We start from the raw sequence: 21678 nt of genomic DNA, 5'->3' as shown, positions 1-21678 counted from the left end.
ACATTTCGGCGGTCATATTTAGAAAGCAGTCGTTCAGGTTACTTCTGATTGCGGATATCAGGTTTGATGTACATCAAGTCTATGCCTGATGTTTCAATTGCGCCAGCGAGAGTGTTTTTGCAGTTTGCGTTGCAGGGTTCTCCGGTGCATGTTCAGAGCCCTGGCGGTGGCGGATACATTGCCCTCATGCTCATTGAGTACCCGTTGAATGTGCTCCCACTCCATTTCTTCCACCGACGGTGGTTCAGGGCGAAGCTCGGGAGCAGTTGCCAGAGCATCAAAACCGCTGATGAGCTGATTCACGGTAACCGGCTTGCACAAATAGTTGATTGCCCCGCGGCGCATGGCCTCAACTGCTGTGGCAATGCTGCCATAACCCGTGAGTACGAGAACATTCAGATCAGGTTGTCGGCTGAGCAGCTCGGGCAGAAGTTGCAGGCCGCTTTCGCCGGCAAGGTTCAGATCGAGCACGCACCGATGGAAACTTTGTGTGCTCAGCGCGCCAAGCGCTTCAGCATGAGATTGGGCCTTGGTGGCTTCGACACCTTGGCGCTTGAGGGCGCGTTGAAGTATCTCCAGAAAGGCAGTGTCATCGTCAATAAGCAGCCAGTTATCAGTGGTTGTCACGTGTTACTCCAGGTTTCCAGACTGGACGGTCCGGCTTGGGGCATATCGATGATCATGGTCGTGCCATGCTGGTCAACTCGTGCCTTCAGTGTGCCCCCCAGGCGCTGGATGGTCGCGTTGGTAAGAAAGAGGCCAACGCCCATGCCATTTTCCGAGCCAACAATCTGTTCGCCCAGGCTGTTCTGGAAGGCATCTTCCAGCCCGTCACCATGATCTTCCACCACCATTTCAACCCGGTTGTTTTCTGCGCAGCGAACACTGACAGCTACCCAGGAGGGGCTGGCGGTCAGTGCGTTGGCCAACAGGTTCAGAATGGCCTGATCCAGGGTGGCATCTACCGCAACCCGGCAGTCCGGAACTACCGCCGACCAATCAATGGGCGCAGCGGGCCACAGCAGCGTTGCCGACTCTTTCAATCGTGCCACCCAGTCCTTGGCAGTGAGGCTCTCAAGCTGCGCAGTTTTTGCTTGTACTGCGGCTCTGGACAGTTGCTGCAGGTGTTTGCTGCAAAGAACAAGTTGTTGCTCCATCAGGTTGAGGTCTTCGGCGAGCTCGGGGTTCGGGAACGCAGAGCGGAGTTCTTCCACTAGCAAGGTCATGGTATTCAGGGGTGTTCCCAGCCTGTGGGCAACGGCCGCTGCGGAAAGCCCCAGTGAAATGATCTGTTCATCGCGCAGGCGTGTTTCCCGAATGGTTGAAAGCTGCTGCTGTTGCTGCCCTAACCTTCGTGCCAGGGCACCGACCACTAATAGCAGAATTGCAGCCGTCATGGCGAAGGTCACCCACATGCCGGCCAGATGCAACTGGGCCAGATTGGCATCGTGGTGATCATGGGTAATGGGGGTGTGCCACAAAACCAGGGCGGTATAAATGCCGATTCCTGCCAGAGTCAGTGCAATGCTCTGACTGAGTGGTACCAGAATGATTGCTACCGCTATAGGTAGCAGTAACAGGGACACAAGGGGGTTGGTGTAGCCGCCGGTGAGAAAAAGCCAGGCGCCAATCAGGGCCAGATCTACTGCCAGGCCAACACTTACACTGATTGGGGAGCGTGGTGGTCTGCGGGTAAACCAGAGCCAGCACAGGGTCGCAAAAATGCCGTAGACCAGGCAAAGGATGAGTGCTTCAGCCCGGTGGGCAAGGGAGATAACTGTTTCGGCTACCGCGATGGCAGCGAGCTGGAGCGTAACGATGGCCAAACGCATACCCAGCAAGTAGCGGGCAGCCTGTTGAAAACCGGTTTGAGAGTGAGTGAGCCATTCCATGGACTGGATTCTAGCAGGGCAGGGTGTTTATTGGTGCTAGAGGCAGTGAAATAGTTGATAGGTATCAAACAGGGTAGTAACAGGCCAGGTCCTGGCTGATCACATCGCCGGTCAGCTGCAGTGGGTTCGCACGCAGGTCAAAACTCTGGATTGCGGCCTCAGGAGAAACACCTTGCCTGTGTGTGCTTGTGCCGCGGAGTCGATCTGGTTGGTAAACGCTGTTCCGGCCATTGGGGAAAAGAGCCGCGTAGGCGATACCGGCTTCTACCAGATCCTGGAAAAAATGTGAGCCATAAGAAAGATCCGGCACCATATCACCGTCCATTTCTGCCACTTCAACCAGCACGGCCACGCCCGCGATGTCCGCAAAACGAACTGGCACGCCCAGCTCGGGGCTACTGGTGCCCCAGCGGCCGGGGCCAATAAGCATGGTTTTACCCTTGTCCATACGCACCTGCTCGCCTACGAGGTTGGCAACGTCGTAACGTTGGCTCACGCTAAGCTGCCTATAAACGGCAGCATCCACCCGGATAACGCGCTGGATTCCCAGGTTGATATTGCCCCCCATAAAGTGTCCCTGGGTGCGGAACAGAAGGTTCTGTGCCGGTATTTCCTCGGGTATTGCAACGGCGGTGGTTTCGCCGATGGTTGCCAGCGGCCTGCATTGCACCAGGTTAAAGGCCGGTTCTCCGGCGCTGTTCAGATGCATGGTAAACTCCACGTCCACCGGGTGGTTATATCCTGCTTCGAGGGTTTTCAACAAGCAGGAGAGGCGGTCCACAAAAAGACCATTGCGTACCAGGGGTTGAAAGGTCAGGCGCCATACCGGTGTTGGCAAGTTCAGCTCCCGGGCTCGTCTGCTGGCGGGCTGGTCTATTTCGCCCAAGTGGCCCAGCGGCAGATCGGGAACCTCCTTTGTGAGCTGGCTCAACGGGAGGGTGGTTAAATCTCCTTCTCGCAGATCCAGTACATCCAGTAGGTGCTGGGAGAACTTGTAGCTTTCATCCTGATTGCGAAAGGGCTGGCGGTGGGGGTAATCCAGTGCCATCACACAGGCGTGGTCGCCTTCAATCCGATCAACGGCCCGGGTGCCCAGCCCCATGACCAGGCGAACCATGCCAGCGGCCGGGTCCATATCGGTATCCCAGGCAAAGGTATTACGAGAAACACCAACACCCGCAGCATCTGGCAGGTAGTAGCGGCCATGGAAGCGACCATTGACTCGCTGAATCAGCAGCGCCATGGGTTCTTCCCGCTGGTCGAGGCCGCGTTGTTTACGGTATACCAAGGCGTCGTCGCTCATGGTAGAGGCATAAACCTGGCGGATGGCGTACTCCAGAGCGTCAAGCCGGTGTTCTGGAGCGCCCTGGTTGATCACGAAAACGCTGTCGTACTTGCCGGCAAAGGCGTTGCCAAAACCATCTTCCTGCAGGCTGCTTGAGCGCACCAGAATCGGATATTGCCCGTAGTGATCCAGCAGCCGCTCCAGTTCACTCCGGATTTCCGGTGGGAACTCACCTTCCAGTAAGCCTTGGCGCAAGGTTGCCGCTTCACTGAAATACCCCTCGGGTGCACGCTGACGCATGATCGCTGGCCACAACCCATTGTGTACGAGAAATGCGTAATAGGCGTCTGAGCCAAGATAGCGGGAATCATGAGGCTCCAGGCTTTCCTGCCAGATAGCTGGCTGATTGGTAAGCAGGATGCTGCGGGCGATCAACATGCCAGCGGCCTTTCCACCAATGTACCCGCTGCCGATCATTCGCGCGCGTATCGCGAGCAGGTCCTCAAGATTCAGATAGTTTCTGGCCAAGTCCAATATGCGCGAATCCCGGCTGATCAGTACGTTCAGCACCCGCTCATGAATAGCGGCAGCCTGTTCTTGATCATCATCTTGCATGGCACTGGTAACCTGCATGAACAGACGGTCCCAGTAATCCAGAAGCGGTTGTCGATGTAGTTGCGCCACCTCCAGACCGGCTTGTAGTCGGGTGGCATCGCTGCTGTCGGAGACCGGCAGAAAACGACCATCGCGCTCTCGATGTGGCAGAAACATGGTGGGGGATTGGCGACACCAGGCTTTGATCGGCTGAACCTGTACATCGTCCTCCAGGCGGTGCACATCCACCATTACCTGGGTTGTCTGCCGGATGCGATCCAGCGTTGTGCGGGAGTGCCGGTCCGGGTAAAGAGCAAACCAGGCGACCGTATCCAGTTCAAAGAGGAAGGGGCAAACCACCCGGAAAAAATTGCCTACCATGGCGTCGGTGGCCCAGGCGTTGAGCAGATCACTCAGGCAGTCGCACACATAGAATGCGCCGCGCCCATGTTCTTCTATCAGGCGCCATACTCTACCGGTGAAAGCTTCAAAGCCATCCAGAGCATCGACGTTTTCGGTGTGGATGTTGGTGTTTGCGGGCACCAGCGGAGGATGCTGGCCAAAACGCAGATAAATGATACGGCGCCCGGCGGACGCCGCAGACTCAATAAATGGAGTAACGAATCGCCGATAGTCGTCCAGATCGTTGACTCTCCAGACCACATTATCGCCAATTCTCAGGCCGTCAAGAACGTCATCCAGCCCCGGGAGGCCGGTGGAAACCCGGTTGCTATCCTGTGAGTTTCCGCCGTTCCTGCTCATGAGCCCTACTCCATAATCAGATAACGCCCATAGACTGCATGGCACGGGCGACCTTGATAAAGCCGGTCACGTTGGCGCCCAGTACGTAGTTGCCTTCAGAGCCAAACTCGGCAGAGGTCTCGTAGCAGCTCTTGTGGATGTCGATCATGATGTCTTCAAGACGCTTTTGCGTGTAATCGAAGGTCCAGGAATCACGGCTGGCATTCTGCTGCATTTCTAAAGCAGAGGTAGCTACACCACCAGCGTTAGCGGCTTTGCCTGGGCCGTACATCAGCTTGGCCTTCTGGAAGATGGCGATGCCTTCAGGCGTTGTAGGCATGTTGGCGCCTTCAGCGACTGCGATACAGCCATTTTCAACCAGTGTTTTGGCGTCGTTGGCGTTGAGTTCATTCTGGGTGGCGCAGGGCAGAGCTATGTCGCAAGGAACAGACCAGATACTGCCGCCTTTGACGTATTTCGCGTCTTTATGGAACTCGGTGTATGCGCTGATGCGACGACGATCTACTTCCTTGATCTGTTTGATAGCTGCCAGATCAATGCCTTTTTCATCTACGATGATGCCACTGGAGTCGGAGCAGGCAATTACTGTAGCGCCCAGTTCATGAGCTTTGGCAATGGCGTAGATAGCGACGTTGCCGGAGCCGGAAACAACCACTTTTTTGCCTTCCATGGAGTCGCCGCGGGCTTTCAGCATTTCTTGTGTGAAGAACACAGTGCCGTAGCCAGTTGCTTCTGTACGTGCGCGGCTGCCGCCCCAGTCGAGGCCTTTACCGGTAAGTACGCCAGACTCGTAGCGGTTGGTGATGCGCTTGTACTGGCCGAACATGTAGCCAATTTCCCGTTTGCCCACGCCAATATCACCGGCTGGGACGTCTGTGTATTCACCGATGTGGCGGTACAGCTCGGTCATCAGGCTCTGGCAGAAACGCATAATCTCGTCGTCGGAGCGGCCTTTGGGGTCAAAGTCGCTGCCGCCTTTGCCGCCGCCGATAGGCAGGCCAGTCAGGGCGTTCTTGAAGATCTGTTCGAAACCCAGGAACTTGATGATGCCCAGGTATACGGACGGGTGAAAGCGCATGCCGCCCTTGTAGGGGCCCAGGGCGCTGTTGAACTCTACGCGGAACGCACGGTTAATCTGGATTTCGCCGCTATCGTCCTGCCAGGGCACCCGAAAGATAATCTGGCGCTCAGGCTCGCAGATGCGCTGAATGATTTTCTTCTCGGCAAATTCCGGGTATTTCACCAGAACGGGCCCCAGAGTCTCAAGAACTTCGTGTACAGCTTGGTGGAACTCGTTTTCACCCGGATTGCGGTGCAGAACGTCTTGGTAAATCAGTTCCAGTTTCTCATCAAGTCGGGCGGTCATAGAGTCTTCCTCATTTCGGTTCTTGCTTATTGCAGGAAAGTGAAAAGGATGGTGGAAAAATGGGGCGGTGATTTGACCATATTGCGGCAGGTTTGGCAAGCGAGCCCCGGTGGCAGGGGGGGGGTTGAACACCTACCCCCATAGAGATGCGGCATTGTGTCTCACGCGCTGCGGCGGCTGCCTGTTTATCATACCCGGACACTTTTGTTCCAGAGATTAATAGGCGGAAACGCCCCGGGGAAGCAGTTGCATGAAAGAACCAGTATTTGCGAAATGCGCATGGATCGCGGCTTTAGGATTCGCAGGAATGCCTGCTCTTGCACTGGCGCAAGCCTCCGGGGATAGCCTTGTTATTCGGGTTACCGAAGGGCAGGCCAGTGACAATTCCGCTGCTGTGTTGGCCAGCGAGCCTGTAAGCCGGCTGGCCTCGGATCCTGCAGTCTCGCTCTCCCGGATGGGCGGTCGCGGCTTGGAGCCTGTGGTGCGGGGGCAAAGTCAGGAAAGAGTGGATGTGTTGCTGGACGGCATTCGGGTGGAAGGCGCTTGTCCCAACCGCATGGATCCACCAACGAGTCGCCTGAGCAGCGCACTGGCGCCGGCTCTGGAAGTCCGAACCAATAACCGCACCCTGCGTTGGGGCCCTATTGCCGGCGGGCAGGTGATTGCCACAACCGCCGAGCCTCGGTTCAACGACGGTGTGACCACCGGCCAGGTAACGCTTGGTGGTTCAGATAATGGAAGCGGCAAGCTGGTGAACGCCGCAGCGGCCGTGGGCAGTGAGGCGGCCTGGTTAAGGCTTTCTGGTGGCTATGACGAAGCGAATGATTACGAAGACGGTGATGGCAACAAAGTACGCAGCGCCTACGAAAATGCCGAAGGTCGCGCCGACGCTGCCTGGACAGCGGAGACTGGTTTCTTCATCAAGGCCATGGTGAGCCGGCAGGAAGAAAGTGATGTGAAATACGCCGGTTCCGGTATGGATGCACCGCAAACCGACACAGATATTTACCGCATGGAGATCGGTTCTCCGGTAGCAAAGGGCGAGTGGAGTTTGCTCGCGTGGCAGGCCGATGTGGATCACATCATGGATAACTTCAGCCTGCGCCCGGCCGGCATGATGAAGATGCAGACGAATTCCATCACCGAAACCCGAGGCCTGCGTTTCACACTCGACCAAAGCCCGAACAGCGTAACCGATTGGGCCGTGGGTGCAGATCTTGAGGCAAACGACTGGGATGCCACCCTGTTCAACGTCAGTAACCCTATGCCAATGACGGTGTCGCTCATGTGGCCGGGAGTGGAGCGTGAGCGAGCGGGGCTTTTTGCAGAAGGTTTTCGACGCGTTGCCCGTGACATAAAAGTGGGAGCGGGCCTGCGTTACGACCGTGTGGAAATGAATGCGACCAAAGCGGACGACGTGGCAAGTATGGGTATGACTCCGGCCATACTTTACCAGAGTGCTTACGGTACGGCGGATGTAGACGTTGAAGATAACAACGTAAGCGGGTTCGTATCGGGCGAATGGCGCCTGCCACAGAACCAGGCGCTAACCTTGATCGGCAGCCGCAGTGTGCGCAGCCCCAGTGTTACGGAACGCTACCTGGCGCGCAATACCATGGGCGATAGCTGGATTGGCAACCCGGATCTGGATACCGAAAAACATTACAAACTGGAGCTGGCCCTGAGTGGCAGCAAGAATCAGTGGAGCTGGAAGCCTGTTGTCTGGGTCGATCAGGTGGATGACTTTGTGCTGCGTTACAAAGAAACGCAGGCCCAGTGCGGCAAGGCCAACGGTTGTACTCGTTACAAGAACATAGATGCCCGCTTGTTGGGTGTTGAGGCAATGATTGGGTGGACCGATGGCACCTGGAGTAGCAGCAGTGCCTTGGCGTCGGTTCGCGGCGAAAACCGTGATGATAATAAAGCCCTGCCGCAGATTCCCCCGGTTCAATTTGTACAAACTCTGGGCTGGCAGGCGATGGGCCATAGCATTGAGGCCGAATGGCAGCTTGCCCGCCGTCAGGACCGTATCGATCCGCAATCGGGGCTGGATGCGGGGGTTTCACCCGGGTATGGCGTGTTCAACCTTTCCGGTAGCCATCCGTTAATGGAGTATCTCACCTTTAATTGGGCTCTGAATAACCTGTTTGATAACACCTGGGCGCCGCACGTGAGCCGCGCAAACACCGATCCGTTCAACCCTGATGCGATCCGTGTAAACGAGCCGGGGCGCACGTTACGCGCGGCACTGACGGCCAGGTGGTAAACCTTGCAATGGCGGTTGCCCGCTACTCATAGCCAGCGGGTAACTCTTCGCCCCGTGCAGGATTACTCCCCCTGCACGGGGCTTTTTTGTAGGAGTCTTTATGAGTTGGCCCTGTTGCTATGGACTATGCTCTAACTGACTAAATTGCAGGAGAGTAATCGTAGGTAGCTGAGGGGAGATGGGTGTGTCCTACTCTTGAATATATCGATAACCTATGGTTATTACCTAATAACTGTTTCCGAGGTGGCTGGTGGTGAGACACATTTCTGTACTGGGCGCGATTGTGCTTGGGTTGGTTTGCGCGGCACCCGCTCTGGGTGCGGATACGTCTGGCCAGTTGCAGACTGCGCCAGTTGAGCGCAGTGAGCTGCAGGAAACCCTGGTTCTGGATGGTGTGATTGAGGCGGTTCAGCAGAGTACCGTATCTGCACAAACCAGCGGCACCGTTCAGCAGTTACCTTTTGATGTAGACGATTCGGTGGCTGCTGGCGATCTGATTGTGCAGCTGGATAGCAGTGAGCAGCGCGCCCGGCTCAATCAGGCGCAAGCTGGCCGGGACGAAGCCAGGGCTACCCTGGATGATGCCCAGCAGCAATTTGACCGGATTGAGAGCATCCACGAGCGCGGGCTTGTGTCCCGGCAGGAGTTTGATAGTGCCAGGAACAATCTGGCGGGTGCGAAGGCACGGTTGGAGCGGGCCGAGGCTTCATTGGCGGAAGCCCGGGAACAGTTGAGTTATACCCGTATTATTGCGCCTTACGGCGGCATACTGACTGAACGCCATGTGGAACTCGGTGAGTCTGTCAGCCCGGGCCAGCCCCTGCTCAGCGGGCTATCCCTGGAGCAGTTGCGGGTTGTTGTAGATCTGCCCCAGCAATATGCCGATCTGGCCCGGCGCGACCGCCAGGCGAAGGTGACCCTGGGCGATGGCCGGGTGCTGGAAACCGGCGATATGACGTTCTATCCCTACGCCAATCCGGCGACTCACACCTTCCGTTTGCGGATGCGCCTGAGCGAGCCTAACGGCTCGTTGTTTCCGGGCATGCTGGTGAAGGTGGGTGTTCCGGTCGCAGCGCGTGAAGTGTTGTGGATACCCGCCAGCAGTCTAGTTCGCCGCAGTGAGCTGAGGGCCGTGTTTGTGCTGGATGATCAGGGGCGCCCACGGTTACGGCAGGTTCGTACCGGTGCGCAGCAGGACGGCCGCCTGGAAGTTCTGGCAGGGCTGAGTGAAGGCGAGCAGGTTGTTATGTATCCCGGTGAGCTGGTGGGTTCAGATCGCTTGAACAAGGAGGCTGGGAATTGAGCAGCAAACTGCCTCCGGTCGGCCCGTCAGGGGCGATTGCCCGGGTTTTTCAGGATAACCATCTAACGCCTTTGATAGCGCTACTCTCTATCATTCTGGGCGTGCTTGCAGTTGTGGTCACGCCAAAAGAGGAAGAGCCGCAGATAGACGTCACCATGGCGGATATCATGATCGCGTTCCCGGGGGCCAGCACCCAGGAAGTGGAAAGCGCCATCGCAACGCCTGCCGAGCAGGTAATGAGCGAAATTTCCGGCGTTGAACACGTGTATTCCGTGTCCCGTCAGGGTCAGGCCGTTATTACGGTGCAGTTTGAAGTCGGTATTCCGCGGAAGGAAGCGCTGGTTCGGCTTTACAATCAGGTGTATTCCAACCAGGACTGGCTGCCGCCGGAACTGGGTGCCTCTCAGCCGGTCATCAAGCCCAAAGGCATTGATGATGTGCCGGTCATGACGCTGACTCTCTATGACCCTGTTAATGGTCATACCGGAGAAGAACTGACGCGCCTGGCCCACATGTTGGAAGTGGCGCTCAAACGGGTGCCCGGAACCCGGGATGTTTACACCGTGGGCGGCGTGCCCGACCGGGTGGATATCCATTTTGATCCGGCCCTGCTTGCCGGGTTCAATCTTACCCTCGGCGATATTCGCGATGCCCTGAAAGCCGCCAATGCCAGCGCTCAGGAAACCCGTATTACTCGCGATAACCTGTCCATACCGGTTCAGGCCGGCACTTTGCTGGAGAGCGTCGATGATGTGCGCAGCCTCGTGGTGGGTATGCACGCTGGCGCAGCGGTGTATCTCGACGACGTAGCCAGTGTCAGTCGCGGTGGCACTGCGCCGGACCAGAGCGTAATGACCGGCTTCGGGCCGGCAGTGGATACGGGCAGTGTTGGCCAGCCTGGTGATGTGTACCCGGCAGTGACACTGGCCATCGCCAAGAAGCCCGGGCAAAACGCCGTGGATATCACACGGGCCATTGAGCAGCGATTGGAGCAGATCCGCAACCGGGCTTTGCCTGAGGGTGTGGAAGTTATTGTTACCCGGGATTATGGCGAAACGGCTTCTGCCAAGGCGCAAAAACTCATTTCTGACCTGATTTCCGCTACCCTGGGCGTGGTTCTGCTGGTGCTGATCGCCATGGGTTGGCGTCAGGCATTGATCGTCGGCATAGCCGTGCTGATTACCCTGTTGCTGACGCTGGTATTCAGCTGGGCCTGGGGCTTTACCCTGAACCGGGTGTCGCTGTTCGCCCTGATTTTCTCCATCGGTATTCTGGTGGATGACGGCATTGTGATAACCGAAAACATCAACCGCCGCATTCGCAATTCCAACCACCCCTTGAAGGACATTATTCCGGTAGCGGTGGACGAAGTGGGTACGCCCACCATCATGGCCAGCCTCACTATTATGGCGGCGCTGCTGCCTATGGCCTTTGTGAGCGGTTTGATGGGGCCTTATATGAGCCCCATTCCCATCAACGCATCCGCCGGTATGGTGCTGTCCCAGATTGTTGCGTTTGTGGTCGCGCCCTGGCTGGCGTTCCGGTTGTTGAAGCGCAAAGAAGGCGAAACCGTTACGGAAACGGAAGAATTCGGCAGTTCCGCGGATGGGGTCAGCCCCATGGCCATGAAAATATTTGGCGGTGTTCTTACGCCCTTCCTGGGCGAGCACCACTGGCGTCGCCGCTTTCTGGCCCTCGGCGTGATCCTGCTCACTCTGGCAGCGGCTTCGTTGCCGGGGTTTCAGGCGGTGATCATGAAAATGCTGCCTTTCGACAACAAATCCGAATTCCAGATTGTGGTTGATATGCCCGAACACACGCCGGTTGAACAAACTCAGCGGGCGCTTCTGGAGATGGGGCATTATCTGGAGACTGTTGACGAAGTGACCAGCTGGCAGAGCTACGCTGGCACTGCCGCGCCCATCAACTTCAATGGTCTGGTGCGTCAGTATTACCTGCGTAGTGACCCCTACCAGGGTGATATTCAGGTGAATCTCAGCGATGAGAGCGTGCGCCTCCGCCAGTCTCACGACATTGCCCAGGCGTTGCGTGCGCCCTTGACTGCTATTGGCAAGCGCTACGATGCCAGCGTCAAGATTGTTGAAGTGCCACCGGGGCCGCCTGTGCTTTCGCCCGTGGTGGCAGAGATTTACGGTGCCGACGCTCATCAGCGCGCCAAGCTGGCTCGCTCCGTAGCCGCCGGCATGGCAGAGGTGGAAGGCCTTGTGGATATTGATACCACGCTTGAAGCCCCTACACGGCAGTGGGAAATAGCAGTGGATCGTGCCCGCGCTGCCCGTTTGGGCGTATCTCAGGCGCAAGTGGTTGAAGCGTTACAAATGGCCCTGGGTGGCATGAACGTCAGCTTCTTGCACGACGATCATGCCAAATACCCCGTACCTATCCGGGTAACGCTTGAGGATGCCGATAAGGCTCAACCATCGGTGCTTATGTCTCTGCAGGTGCGCAGCCGGGCCGGCAATCTGGTGCCTCTGGCCAGTATTGCCCAGGTGCGTGAAGCCGACTGGATGGGTGCCATCTACCACAAAAACCTGTTGCCGGTGACCTATGTAACCGCCGATATGGCAGGGGATATAGACTCCCCGCTGTATGGCATGTTTGCCATGGTGTCGCTGCTGAAACAGCAGGAAGGCGCGCCGGAGCAGTTCTTTATTGATCAGCCACCTCTGCCGGAAAAAGGCACGCTCAAGTGGGACGGTGAGTGGCAGATTACCTATGAAACCTTTCGGGATATGGGCGCAGCCTACAGCGTAGGTGTGTTCATGATCTTTGTGTTGCTGGTGGCGCAATTCCGTTCGTATATTCTGCCGCTGGTAATCATGGCGCCCATACCGCTGACCCTGATTGGCATCATGCCCGGGCATGCACTGCTGGATAGGGAGTTCACGGCAACCAGTATGATCGGGATGATTGCGCTGGCGGGCATTATCGTGCGCAACTCCATTCTGTTGGTGGTGTTTATCCAGCAACTCCTGGAAGAAGGGATTGAACTTGAGAAAGCTGTGGTTCTGGCGGGGGCGGTGCGCATTAAGCCCATAGCCCTGACGGCTGTATCGGCGATGGTGGGCGCTTACTTCATCCTGAATGACCCGATTTTCAACGGGCTGGCAATCTCGCTGGTGTTCGGGCTTGCGCTCTCTACCTTGCTGACCGTTGTGGTAGTGCCCTTGCTTTACTACACGCTGGCGAGATGTAAGTGGATTTAGCTGCCCGTCCAGTAGCGCTGCATTTTCATGAACAGGAAGGAAGCGCTCCAGGTGATCAATACTAACCCTGTGAGCCCTTCGATGCCGGTCAGAAAACGCAGCGCGCCCAAGGGCTCGATATCACCATAGCCAACGGTGGTGAAGGTGCTGAAAGAAAAGTACACGCAGTCGAGAAAACTGCCGTTGAAGTTGCCTTCCAGCGTGCCCCATGCATCGGCGTGGTGCATGAAAAAATAGGCCGCTGCAAATACCCACACCTGTGCTGTGTGGGCAAGCAGCACACCAAGAACTGCAGTGACCAGGCGCAGGTGATGGCGAGAATGCATTATTTTCAGTAAAGCGCTCAGGCGAACAAGCGCCTCGCGATGCATAAGCACAACAATCACCACAATGAAGGAGTTGATGATTGTGGCACTGAACAGGTTGGCATAATCTTCTGAGAACAAACGTATAGTACTCCTGAAGGTACTTTTTTATAGCAATCCGGAGGTGTCTTTCAGAGGCATCTCGCTACTCGTTCCCGTCTTGTGGCGGAGCTTTATTTACCTTAGCTGGCCCACACGCTATGTCCAAACGATTTATACCCGTAATTATTCTCGCCGCCGGAATTTTGGGCTTCCTGTTTCTGAAAATGACCCGCCCGGAGCCGGCCCAGGTTTCTGCAACTGAGCGAAGCTGGCGGGTGCAGGTTCAAGTGGTTGAACCAGCCGTGCACACGCCCGTGCTGCCTTTGTACGGCGAAGTGGTGGCCCCCGAGCAGATGTTGGTGGTTGCTGCTATGGCTGGCCGTATATCAGAGCGGCCCGTGGCAGAAGGGCAGCGGGTGAGTGCCGGTGATCTGTTGGTGGCTCTGGATGCCCAGGATGTTGAGCCAGTGTTGGCCCAGGCGAAAGCCCAGGTGGCTGATCTTGAAGCGCAGATCCGCTCGGAACAGGTACGCCACCGCAATGATCAGGCTGCGCTCAAAAGCGAGCAGGCCATCCTGGCCAATGCTCACCGGCAGCTGGAGCGCACGCGTTCTCTGGTGGACCGAAACCTTGCCTCCCGTGAGAGCCTGGAAAGCGTAACGGATGGCGCTGCCAGAGCTGAGTTAACCGCAAGCATTCGCCAGCGCGCCATTGACGAACACCCGGCACGGCTGCAAAGCCTGGAGGCCAGGCTGGCGCAAGCAGAAGCCGCACTTGCGACAACGCAGCGGGATGCCGACCGCTCCCGGGTTGTCGCGCCGTTTGATGGGGTTGTCACGGATGTTCAGGTGGCTCTGGGCGATCAGGTATCGAAAAACCAGAAGCTGCTCTCCGTGTATGCGATAGAGGGTCTGGAGCTCCGGGCCCGGGTGCCTGACCTGTATCGGGCAGAACTGATGGGCGCATTGGCGCAGGGCAAAGACCTGTTTGCCTACAGCGATCAGCGTGAGATTCGCTTCCGGCTCAAGCGTTTCGCCGGAATCAGCGACCCTGCAGGAACCGAGGCGATCCTCGCACTGGCTGGAGATTCAGCAGGCTTGCGCCCTGGAGCCCTGTTGCCCGTCACCCTCGAGCGGCCAGAGCGCAGCCAGGCAGTGGCCATTCCGTTCAGTGCCTTGTATGGCGCCAACAACGTATACCTTATGGCAGATGATAGCCGTATGCAGCGCGTGTCTGTTGAGCGGGTAGGTGAAGCGCTCTCCGCCAATGGTGAGCGGCGCCTTCTGGTTGCCGGTGAAGCACTCAAGCCGGGCAGCCAGCTCATCATTACCCATCTTCCCAATGCCCTCACTGGCCTTAAAGTAGACGTGGCCAGCGAAGGGAGCCCGGTTCAATGAGGCGCAGAAAAGGCGTCATCGGGTTTTTTGTCCATCACAAGGTTGCTGGCAACCTGGTGATGTTGATGATGCTGCTTGCCGGTACCCTGGGCCTTACCCGTATGAACGTCCAGTTCTTCCCCACATTCGCGCTGGACGTGGTCAGTGTGCGCGTGGTCTGGAGCGGTGCCTCTGCGGAAGATGTGGAGCAGGGCATTACCAATCCGCTGGAGCAGCGGCTGCGCAGTGTGAATGGCCTCAAGAAGATGACATCCACCTCCGCCCAGAGCATTGCGTCGATCACTCTGGAGTTTCAGGAGGGCACCAACCCGATCACAGCTCTGGATGATGTGCGCCAGCAAGTGGATGAATTCAACAACCTGCCCACAGACGCCGAGGAACCCCGGGTCGCCCGAATTGAGCGCTACGAGCCCGTCGCCCGATTGCTGGTGTTCGGTGATATGAATCGCAGTGAACTGCGGGCGCTGGCTTACCGCTATGAAGACGAACTCCTGCAGCGGGGCATAGACCGGGTGTCTTTCCGGGGCCTGCCGGAGCAGCAAATCAGTATTGATGTTCCGGTGGAAAGGTTGGAGACGCTTGGGCTTACGCTCGGGCAGATTGCTGACAGAGTAGCGTCGGTTTCGCGGGATTTGCCCGCCGGAATCATGGCACAGCAGGATGCGGCCCGTGAGCTGCGATCCATAGAACAGCGGCGCAGCCCGCAGGCGTTTGAATCCTTGCCAGTGCTCAGCGGTGAGCGTGTTCAGTTGCGGCTGGGGGACATTGCCGATGTTCGTCAGGAAGACCGCGAAAGCCAGGTGGCACTCACCCGTAATGGTTTTCCGGCCATTGAATTACAACTGCAGCGATCTGAAAACGGTAACTCCCTGGCAGCAGCCAAGGTTCTCGAACAGTGGCTTGATGATACCCGTGCCACCTTGCCGCCTACGATACAGCTGGAGGTTTACGATGAAACCTGGCAACTGCTGAACGACCGTATTTCCCTCCTCACCAGCAACGGCCTCAGCGGCCTGATACTGGTGGTGTGCCTGCTGTACCTGTTCCTTCCAGGGCGCGTTGCGCTGTGGGTGGCCGTGGGGATTCCAACGGCTTTTCTTGCAGCACTCGGTGTGTTCTGGCTGATTGGCGGCTCCATCAACATGATGTCCCTGTTTGCACTGATCATGGCGCTGGGGGTCATTGTGGACGATGCCATTGTGGTGGGGGAAGACGCAGACGCCCATGCCCGCATGGGAGAGGCCTCCATTTACGCCTCGGAAGGCGCGGCAAAACGCATGGTGTGGCCGGTACTGGCGTCGTCGTTGACCACCGTCGCTGCCTTTATGCCGCTGCTGGTTGTGGGTGGTGTGATCGGCAATATCCTTGGTGATATTCCCGTCATCATGATCTGCGTGCTTATTGCGTCGCTGCTTGAGTGTTTCATTGTTCTGCCGGCGCACTTGCGGCACGCTTTCAAGCCTCGGAATGCTAACAAGAGTACTCCGGAACCTGCCGGGCCCAGCCGTAATCCTATTGCACGCTTTCGCAATCGTTTCGAACGCCGGTTTGATCGTTTTCGCGAAGGCCCCTTCCGCCGGTTTTCCCAGCGCAGCCTGGAGAACCGTGGCGTTACCATGGCCTGTGTTCTGGCCCTGGCGCTGGTTACCGTTGGGCTGCTGGCCGGTGGTCGCCTCGGATTCAACTTCTTCCCCACTCCCGAGCCATCTGTGCTTTACGCCAACGCCAGCTTTGTTGCGGGCACCGACAGCCAAACCGTAGACCGGTTTATGGCGGATATGCAAAAAGCACTGAACGAGACGGAATCGGCGCTGGGCGGCAATCTCATATTGCATGCAGTGACCACAGAGGGCGCCACCCTGGGCGGAGGTGGAAGCTCCCGTGCCGGTGATGAGCTGGGTTCCATAATGATTGAGCTGGCGCCGTCGGACCAGCGTGACGTGCGCAATCCGGACTTTATCAACGAATGGCGTAGCCGCCTGAACCTGCCTGCCGGGCTGGACAACCTGTCCATCACCGAACGCCAGGCCGGGCCGCCGGGCCGCGATGTGAATGTGCGGCTTACCGGAGAGAATGCACAGAACCTGAAGTCTGCCGCAGAAGAGCTGGCGCAAGCGTTATCAACATTGCCCGGCGTGCTGGATGTAGAAGATGACATGCCCTGGGGGCGTGAGCAGTTGATTTATCAGGCCAGTGCTTATGGCGAGGCGCTGGGCCTCACCACCACCGATTTGGGTAGCCAGTTGCGGGCAGCATTTGATGGCAGGGTTGCCCAGATCTATCAGGGTGGGCGCGATGAGATGGAAGTGCGGGTACAGCTGCCCCGGGACCAGCGCGAGCGTTTATCCACACTCTCTCGCGTGACTGTGCGCATACCGGATGGCCGCTTCGTGCCACTGGGGCAGGTAATGAACCTCGATCACCGTCAGGGCTTTGAGGCACTGCGCCATGCCGATGGCAAGCTGGCCGTAGAGGTAACCTCCGCCCTGAACACCCGGGTAAGCACCACAGACCAGATTATCGAAGGCCTGGAGGCCGACGCCCTGCCGGACATTGCCAGCCGCTTTGGCGTGCGTTACAGCTTTGAAGGCCGGTCGGCGGACCAGCGGGAAACCATTGCAGATATGAAAACCGGCATGGTGGTCGGTATAGCCTTGATGTACGTGATACTGGCTTGGGTATTTGCCTCCTGGAGTTTGCCGTTGATCGTGATGGCGATCATCCCCTTTGCACTGGTGGGTGCCCTGCTGGGCCACTGGGTGATGGGGATTCAGCTAACGGTGCTGTCTCTGTTCGGGTTGTTTGGGCTGGCCGGTATTGTGGTGAACAATGCGATCATTCTGGTGTCGTTCTACAACCATCAGCGTGAGAAGGGGTTGGGCATTAACGAAGCTCTGAACGAAGCAGCGGTGCAGCGGGTGCGTGCCGTGCTGTTGACCTCGCTGACCACCATTGGTGGGCTGTTACCCCTGCTGTTTGAAACCTCCTTGCAGGCGCAGTTCCTGATTCCCATGGCCACCTCGATTGCGTTTGGTTTGGGGCTGTCTACTGTTTTGGTGCTGGTGATTATTCCGGCCCTGCTATCCTTGCTGGAACAGTTTCGCGAATGGAGGCAAGGAGGAGCGCCAATATGACAGAGTCTCTGCTGGCTGTTCGGGGCTTGAGCAAGCACTTCGTCAGCGGCAATGAAACCGTCCCGGTGATCGAAAAGCTGACGTTCACCCTCGACCAAGGCCAGTCATTGGCTTTGGTGGGTCGTTCCGGCTCCGGTAAAAGTACGCTGCTGAACCTGTTGTGCGGCCTGGAGTCGCCCGATGCGGGCACCATTGTTATGCAGGGGCAGGTTTTTGATGCGGGCAGCGCAGCGACACGGGAAAAGGCTGCGGCATGGGCCAGCTTGCGCCGGCAGCAGATTGGCGTGGTATTTCAGGAAGCCAACCTGATGCCCGCCCTGACGCTACTGGAGAATGTCCGGTTCCGCGCCCAACTGGCAGGCCGTGATCCCGCAAACAGTGAAGACTGGCTGACACGTCTGGATATAGGTGAGCTGGCCCAGCGTTATCCGGATCAGGTATCCGGCGGCCAACGCCAGCGTGCGGCACTGGCTATGGTGTTCGCCATGGAGCCAGCACTGATTCTGGCAGACGAGCCCACCGGCAGCCTTGATCGCCAGACAGCCGCCGAGGTTGCCCAGGTGTTGTTTGATCTTCAGGCCCGTTACTGTTGCGGCCTGATACTGGCAACCCACGATGCCGAGCTTGCCGCCGGTTGCCAACAGCTTCTGGATCTCGGCCACCTGAGCGCCTTATGAAGGGACTCATGTCTCGCCTTCCGTCTTTACCCCTACCGCGGGCCCTGCTCAGCCATTATCGCCGTCACCCTCTGCAACTACTCGCCCTGGCGGCCATGATCGTTCTCGCCACCATGTTGTGGACGGGGGTAAATCAGCTCACCAGCCAGGCGCGAGCGAGCCTTGAGCAGAGTGAACAAACGGTGGCAGAGCGCCAGCAAGTGGTCAGGGATAACGGCCAGGCTTTGATGGTTGAAGACTTTGTATCTCTTCGCCTTGCCGGTGTGTGCGTAATGCCCTGGCTGGAGGTAACCCCGGCATCGGGCAACCGTATTATCGGTATTGATCCCTTGGCGGCCCACTGTTTTGGCGCCGGGGCATCTCGGGGGGTCGATCAACCACTGGATGGCAAGCCCTTTGTGGATATGAGCACCGCAGCCAGCGCTGGTGAAGCTCATTTGTATTTGCTGACACCTGACTCTACCCAAGACTCTGATCTACCGGCTGCCTACCACCTGAAAACCTTCGCAACCGGCCCGGAAACAGGTGAGCTCGGTGACAGCTTTTTGCTTAATCTTGAAGCCTTGGGCGTTCTGGTTCTGCTCATTACCGCTCTGCTATTGCGCAGTGTTTACCTGTTGGGGCTGGCACAACGCCGGGACAGTTTCGCTTTGCTGCATCGGTTTGGGGTTTCGCCCGGGCAAGTTCAGCGTTGGCTGGTGCTGGAAATTATTGTGTTGGCGCTGATTTGTGTGGTGCCCGGCGTATGGCTTGGCCGGTGGCTGGCGGCCGGGCTTGGGGGTGGTTTTGGCCAGGCTCTTGATGGGTTGTTCGATATACCTCTCTATGCCGGGCATGGGCAGGGTTGGATAACGCCGGTTCTGGTTATGTTGACTGTGGTTGTGATTGCCTGTTTGGGGGATCTGCTATTGCTCAGATTCCGTGAGCGCTTGTCTTTGTCGGTGCCCAATCAGGGCAGATTGGCGACGGCTTTGCTTTTGGCTGGACTGGTTATGGCCTGGTTGGCGCCTTCGCTGCCCTGGGTGTTTGTTGCGGTGGCTTTGGTTTTCGCAGGGGCTACCTGGCTGACACCCGCCACGGTCACACATTTTGCCAATTGGCGCGCAGATCAATCGAAAGCCCCGCTTGCCCGGTGGCGCTACAGGGAACTCGCCGTGCTGGCGCGTCGCCTGACATTGCCACTGGTTGCCTTACAGTTTGCCCTTGCCATGGTGCTGGCGGTTCAGGCTCTGGTTACGACCTTTGAAGATACCTTTGATCGCTGGCTGGCCCAGCGGCTGGAGGCCGCCTATTACATTGAAGTGCCCGTTGGTGCAGATAGCCGCAAAGCAGCCGATTGGCTCACCAGCAAGCAAGTCAGTAATCCTGGCATGAATTGGCATCAGGTAATTCGGGGCAGCACCCGGATGACAGACAAGGCTGCTGCAAGCAGTCAGCAGGTTGATGTTTACGCTCTTGCGCCCATAAGCACTCTGATAACCGGGTGGGGACTGCTGGAAGCGGAAGATCACCCCTGGGAGGCGTTGGCTGGCAATAAGGGCGTAATGATCAACGAGCAACTGGCCCGCAGGCAAACGCTTGGGGCTGGGGATACCCTGCAATTAGTTCTCGACGAGCAGACTCGGGACATGCGGATTCTCGGGGTTTACCCGGACTATGGCCGCCCGGTGGGTGAAGTGTTGATGAACGCAGAAGCTCTGCCCGAGAATTTCATTGCCCGTTCCGAGAGCTTCTCGATAACGCCGGGTGAGTTGGGGATTACGCCTGTTACCGATGGATTAAAGCGAATCTGGAGTGTTGAAACCCTATCCATGAGAGACAACAGCACCATTCGCGAGCTGGCGACCGGCGTGTTTGATCAGACCTTTGCGTTAACTCGCGCCATGACTCTGCTTACCCTGATTCTGGCAGCGTCTGCGTTGTTGATGATGGGTTGGGTGTTTTTCACCACTCGAGCCTGGTACTTCCGGCTTCTGGTGGTGTGGGGTATGTCTCAGCAGGAAGTTGCAGGCCAGTTGCTGCGGTTGGCATTGGCGCTGACTGGCGGTATTGCCTTGCTGGCCCTGCCACTGGGTGTCTGGCTCACCTGGGTGCTGGTGCACCGGATCAACCCCCTCGCATTTGGCTGGTCGCTGCCCATGGCCGTGTACCCGACATTTTGGCTGGAACTTGGCGCTCTTAGCCTGGCCATTGGCTTGAGCATTGCTGTGCTGATGCGCAGGCAACTTGGCAAGCCCTCCGTTGCACCTGTATCTGCCAGCGCCTTGACGGGAGGCGAGCGATGAATCGGTATCTGGGATTTTCATTGGGGCTACTGCTATTGGCTGGCTGCTCTGGCGATGCCAGCGAGCAAGGCTTTGCAGGTTTGGCGGGGCTTGAGCAAAGTGCTGCAGGAGAAACGCCCTATTTGCAGCCCGGCCCCGGAGATCGGTTGGCGTTCCCCGCTGATTTCGGCCCGCATCCTCAGCATCGAATCGAATGGTGGTACCTCACTGCAAACCTTGAAACGACTGACGGCGAGCCCTTGGGTGTGCAGTGGACCCAGTTCCGGCAGGCACTTCAGCCCAGAGTTGCCTCCAAGCCAGCGCCGGATTCAACCGCGTGGCCATTGCAAGCGGCATGGATGGCCCACGGCGCAGTGAGTTGGAAGGGGAAGCACTACTTTACGGAAAAGCTGGCCCGTGGCGATATGGGGAATGCGGGGGCAACGGCCGTTCCCTTTCAGGTTTGGCTGGATAACTGGCGGCTGCAGGGCAATGCCAATAACGATCGCTGGCAACTGCAAGCGGCAGGCGAAGGCTGGAGTTACGACCTGATGCTCGCTATTCATGGCGAGCCAGTGGGCCATGGGAATAAGGGCTTCAGCGCCAAATCCGCGGGTGGCGAGGGTTCCATGTACTTCAGCCTGGTAGACATTGCCATAACCGGCGAGGTGGTGCTGGAAGGCAAGGCATTGGAGGTATCAGGTAAAGGCTGGTTTGATCGGGAGTGGAGCAGCCAGCTTCTGAAAACCGGGCAAAAAGGATGGGACTGGTTTGCGCTGCATCTGGATAGCGGCGACAAGCTGATGGCATTCCAGCTACGGGACGACAGCGGCAGTTTTCGATCAGGCACCTGGCTTCCTGCAGAAGGTGATCCCATTCCCTTGAGTTCTGAAGAGGTTGGCGTGAAAGCACTGGAGCGGCGTAAGGGCGTACCTGTGCGCTGGCAGCTCAGCGTTCCGGCCTATCAGGTGAATCTGGAGTTGAGTGCGCCACCAGGCGATTATCTTAACGCCGGGCTCTATCCTTATTGGGAGAGCCCGGTAGAGGTGTCAGGAAGCCATTCTGGAGTGGGCTATATGGAGCTCACGGGTTATGCCGATTGAG

13 protein-coding genes are annotated in these 21678 nt (G+C 57.6%); 8 read left to right on the top strand and 5 right to left on the bottom strand.

Going from position 1 to position 21678, the window contains the following annotated elements:
- Positions 1-93 precede the first annotated feature (93 nt).
- The 4 genes from RKA07_RS01490 to gdhA form a co-directional block, all read right to left on the bottom strand.
- A complete protein-coding gene (locus RKA07_RS01490) occupies positions 94-627 on the bottom strand; it encodes a response regulator transcription factor (RefSeq protein WP_200201405.1) in 534 nt (177 codons plus the stop codon).
- Entirely contained in the window at positions 624-1892 is a 1269-nt protein-coding gene (locus RKA07_RS01485) for a sensor histidine kinase (protein ID WP_200370527.1), read from the bottom strand. The genes RKA07_RS01490 and RKA07_RS01485 overlap by 4 nt, the downstream gene beginning before the upstream one ends.
- Positions 1893-1956: 64 nt before the next feature.
- The gene (locus tag RKA07_RS01480) at positions 1957-4533 is read right to left on the bottom strand and encodes a PEP/pyruvate-binding domain-containing protein (RefSeq protein ID WP_310965362.1); all 2577 of its coding nucleotides are present in this window, start codon (positions 4531-4533) and stop codon (positions 1957-1959) included.
- A 16-nt stretch (positions 4534-4549) separates the two neighbouring features.
- A complete protein-coding gene (gene gdhA, locus RKA07_RS01475) occupies positions 4550-5899 on the bottom strand; it encodes an NADP-specific glutamate dehydrogenase (protein WP_200370523.1) in 1350 nt (449 codons plus the stop codon).
- 307 nt (positions 5900-6206) lie between these two features.
- On the opposite strand from gdhA, the gene RKA07_RS01470 reads away from it, so the two are divergent.
- From RKA07_RS01470 to RKA07_RS01460, 3 genes are all read left to right on the top strand, one after another.
- Positions 6207-8165 (top strand): TonB-dependent receptor domain-containing protein, encoded by a 1959-nt coding sequence (locus tag RKA07_RS01470; protein ID WP_310965361.1) that lies wholly within the window; start codon positions 6207-6209, stop codon positions 8163-8165.
- A 253-nt stretch (positions 8166-8418) separates the two neighbouring features.
- Positions 8419-9468, top strand: a complete 1050-nt coding sequence (locus RKA07_RS01465) for an efflux RND transporter periplasmic adaptor subunit (RefSeq protein WP_310965360.1) — start codon at positions 8419-8421, stop codon at positions 9466-9468.
- Positions 9465-12695, top strand: a complete 3231-nt coding sequence (locus tag RKA07_RS01460; RefSeq protein WP_310965359.1) for an efflux RND transporter permease subunit — start codon at positions 9465-9467, stop codon at positions 12693-12695. The genes RKA07_RS01465 and RKA07_RS01460 overlap by 4 nt, the downstream gene beginning before the upstream one ends.
- Here RKA07_RS01460 and RKA07_RS01455 read toward each other — a convergent pair.
- Positions 12692-13117 carry a potassium channel family protein gene (locus tag RKA07_RS01455; RefSeq protein WP_227714891.1) on the bottom strand — a complete coding sequence of 142 codons (426 nt, stop codon included), beginning with the start codon at positions 13115-13117 and terminating at the stop codon, positions 12692-12694. The two genes, RKA07_RS01460 and RKA07_RS01455, sit on opposite strands and share 4 nt — an antisense overlap.
- 143 nt (positions 13118-13260) lie before the next feature.
- On the opposite strand from RKA07_RS01455, the gene RKA07_RS01450 reads away from it, so the two are divergent.
- From RKA07_RS01450 to RKA07_RS01430, 5 genes are read left to right on the top strand one after another with little or no spacing between them, the layout of a single operon-like run.
- A complete protein-coding gene (locus tag RKA07_RS01450; protein WP_310965358.1) occupies positions 13261-14499 on the top strand; it encodes an efflux RND transporter periplasmic adaptor subunit in 1239 nt (412 codons plus the stop codon).
- Positions 14496-17633: an efflux RND transporter permease subunit gene (locus RKA07_RS01445; protein ID WP_310965357.1), complete on the top strand. Its 3138-nt coding sequence runs from the start codon at positions 14496-14498 to the stop codon at positions 17631-17633. Before RKA07_RS01450 ends, RKA07_RS01445 begins: the two co-directional genes overlap by 4 nt.
- Positions 17630-18310 carry an ABC transporter ATP-binding protein gene (locus RKA07_RS01440; protein ID WP_310965356.1) on the top strand — a complete coding sequence of 227 codons (681 nt, stop codon included), beginning with the start codon at positions 17630-17632 and terminating at the stop codon, positions 18308-18310. Before RKA07_RS01445 ends, RKA07_RS01440 begins: the two co-directional genes overlap by 4 nt.
- The gene (locus RKA07_RS01435) at positions 18307-20595 is read left to right on the top strand and encodes an ABC transporter permease (RefSeq protein WP_310965355.1); all 2289 of its coding nucleotides are present in this window, start codon (positions 18307-18309) and stop codon (positions 20593-20595) included. Before RKA07_RS01440 ends, RKA07_RS01435 begins: the two co-directional genes overlap by 4 nt.
- Positions 20592-21677 carry a lipocalin-like domain-containing protein gene (locus RKA07_RS01430; RefSeq protein WP_200370504.1) on the top strand — a complete coding sequence of 362 codons (1086 nt, stop codon included), beginning with the start codon at positions 20592-20594 and terminating at the stop codon, positions 21675-21677. Before RKA07_RS01435 ends, RKA07_RS01430 begins: the two co-directional genes overlap by 4 nt.
- Position 21678 lies beyond the last annotated feature (1 nt).

This window comes from Marinobacter xiaoshiensis (genome assembly GCF_031631795.1).
In the GTDB taxonomy this organism is placed as follows: domain Bacteria; phylum Pseudomonadota; class Gammaproteobacteria; order Pseudomonadales; family Oleiphilaceae; genus Marinobacter; species Marinobacter xiaoshiensis.
Note: the sequence above shows the minus strand (reverse complement) of the source record. Positions and strands in the feature narration are given on the sequence as shown.

Bases quoted from the DNA above. Each gene is read 5' to 3' on its own strand.
- RKA07_RS01485 (WP_200370527.1), bottom strand. From the start codon at position 1,892: ATGGAATGGCTCACTCACTCTCAAACCGGTTTTCAACAGGCTGCCCGC.
- RKA07_RS01480 (WP_310965362.1), bottom strand. From the start codon at position 4,533: ATGAGCAGGAACGGCGGAAACTCACAGGATAGCAACCGGGTTTCCACC.
- gdhA (WP_200370523.1), bottom strand. From the start codon at position 5,899: ATGACCGCCCGACTTGATGAGAAACTGGAACTGATTTACCAAGACGTT.
- RKA07_RS01470 (WP_310965361.1), top strand. From the start codon at position 6,207: ATGCCTGCTCTTGCACTGGCGCAAGCCTCCGGGGATAGCCTTGTTATT.
- RKA07_RS01450 (WP_310965358.1), top strand. From the start codon at position 13,261: ATGTCCAAACGATTTATACCCGTAATTATTCTCGCCGCCGGAATTTTG.
- RKA07_RS01445 (WP_310965357.1), top strand. From the start codon at position 14,496: ATGAGGCGCAGAAAAGGCGTCATCGGGTTTTTTGTCCATCACAAGGTT.
- RKA07_RS01440 (WP_310965356.1), top strand. From the start codon at position 17,630: ATGACAGAGTCTCTGCTGGCTGTTCGGGGCTTGAGCAAGCACTTCGTC.
- RKA07_RS01435 (WP_310965355.1), top strand. From the start codon at position 18,307: ATGAAGGGACTCATGTCTCGCCTTCCGTCTTTACCCCTACCGCGGGCC.
- RKA07_RS01430 (WP_200370504.1), top strand. From the start codon at position 20,592: ATGAATCGGTATCTGGGATTTTCATTGGGGCTACTGCTATTGGCTGGC.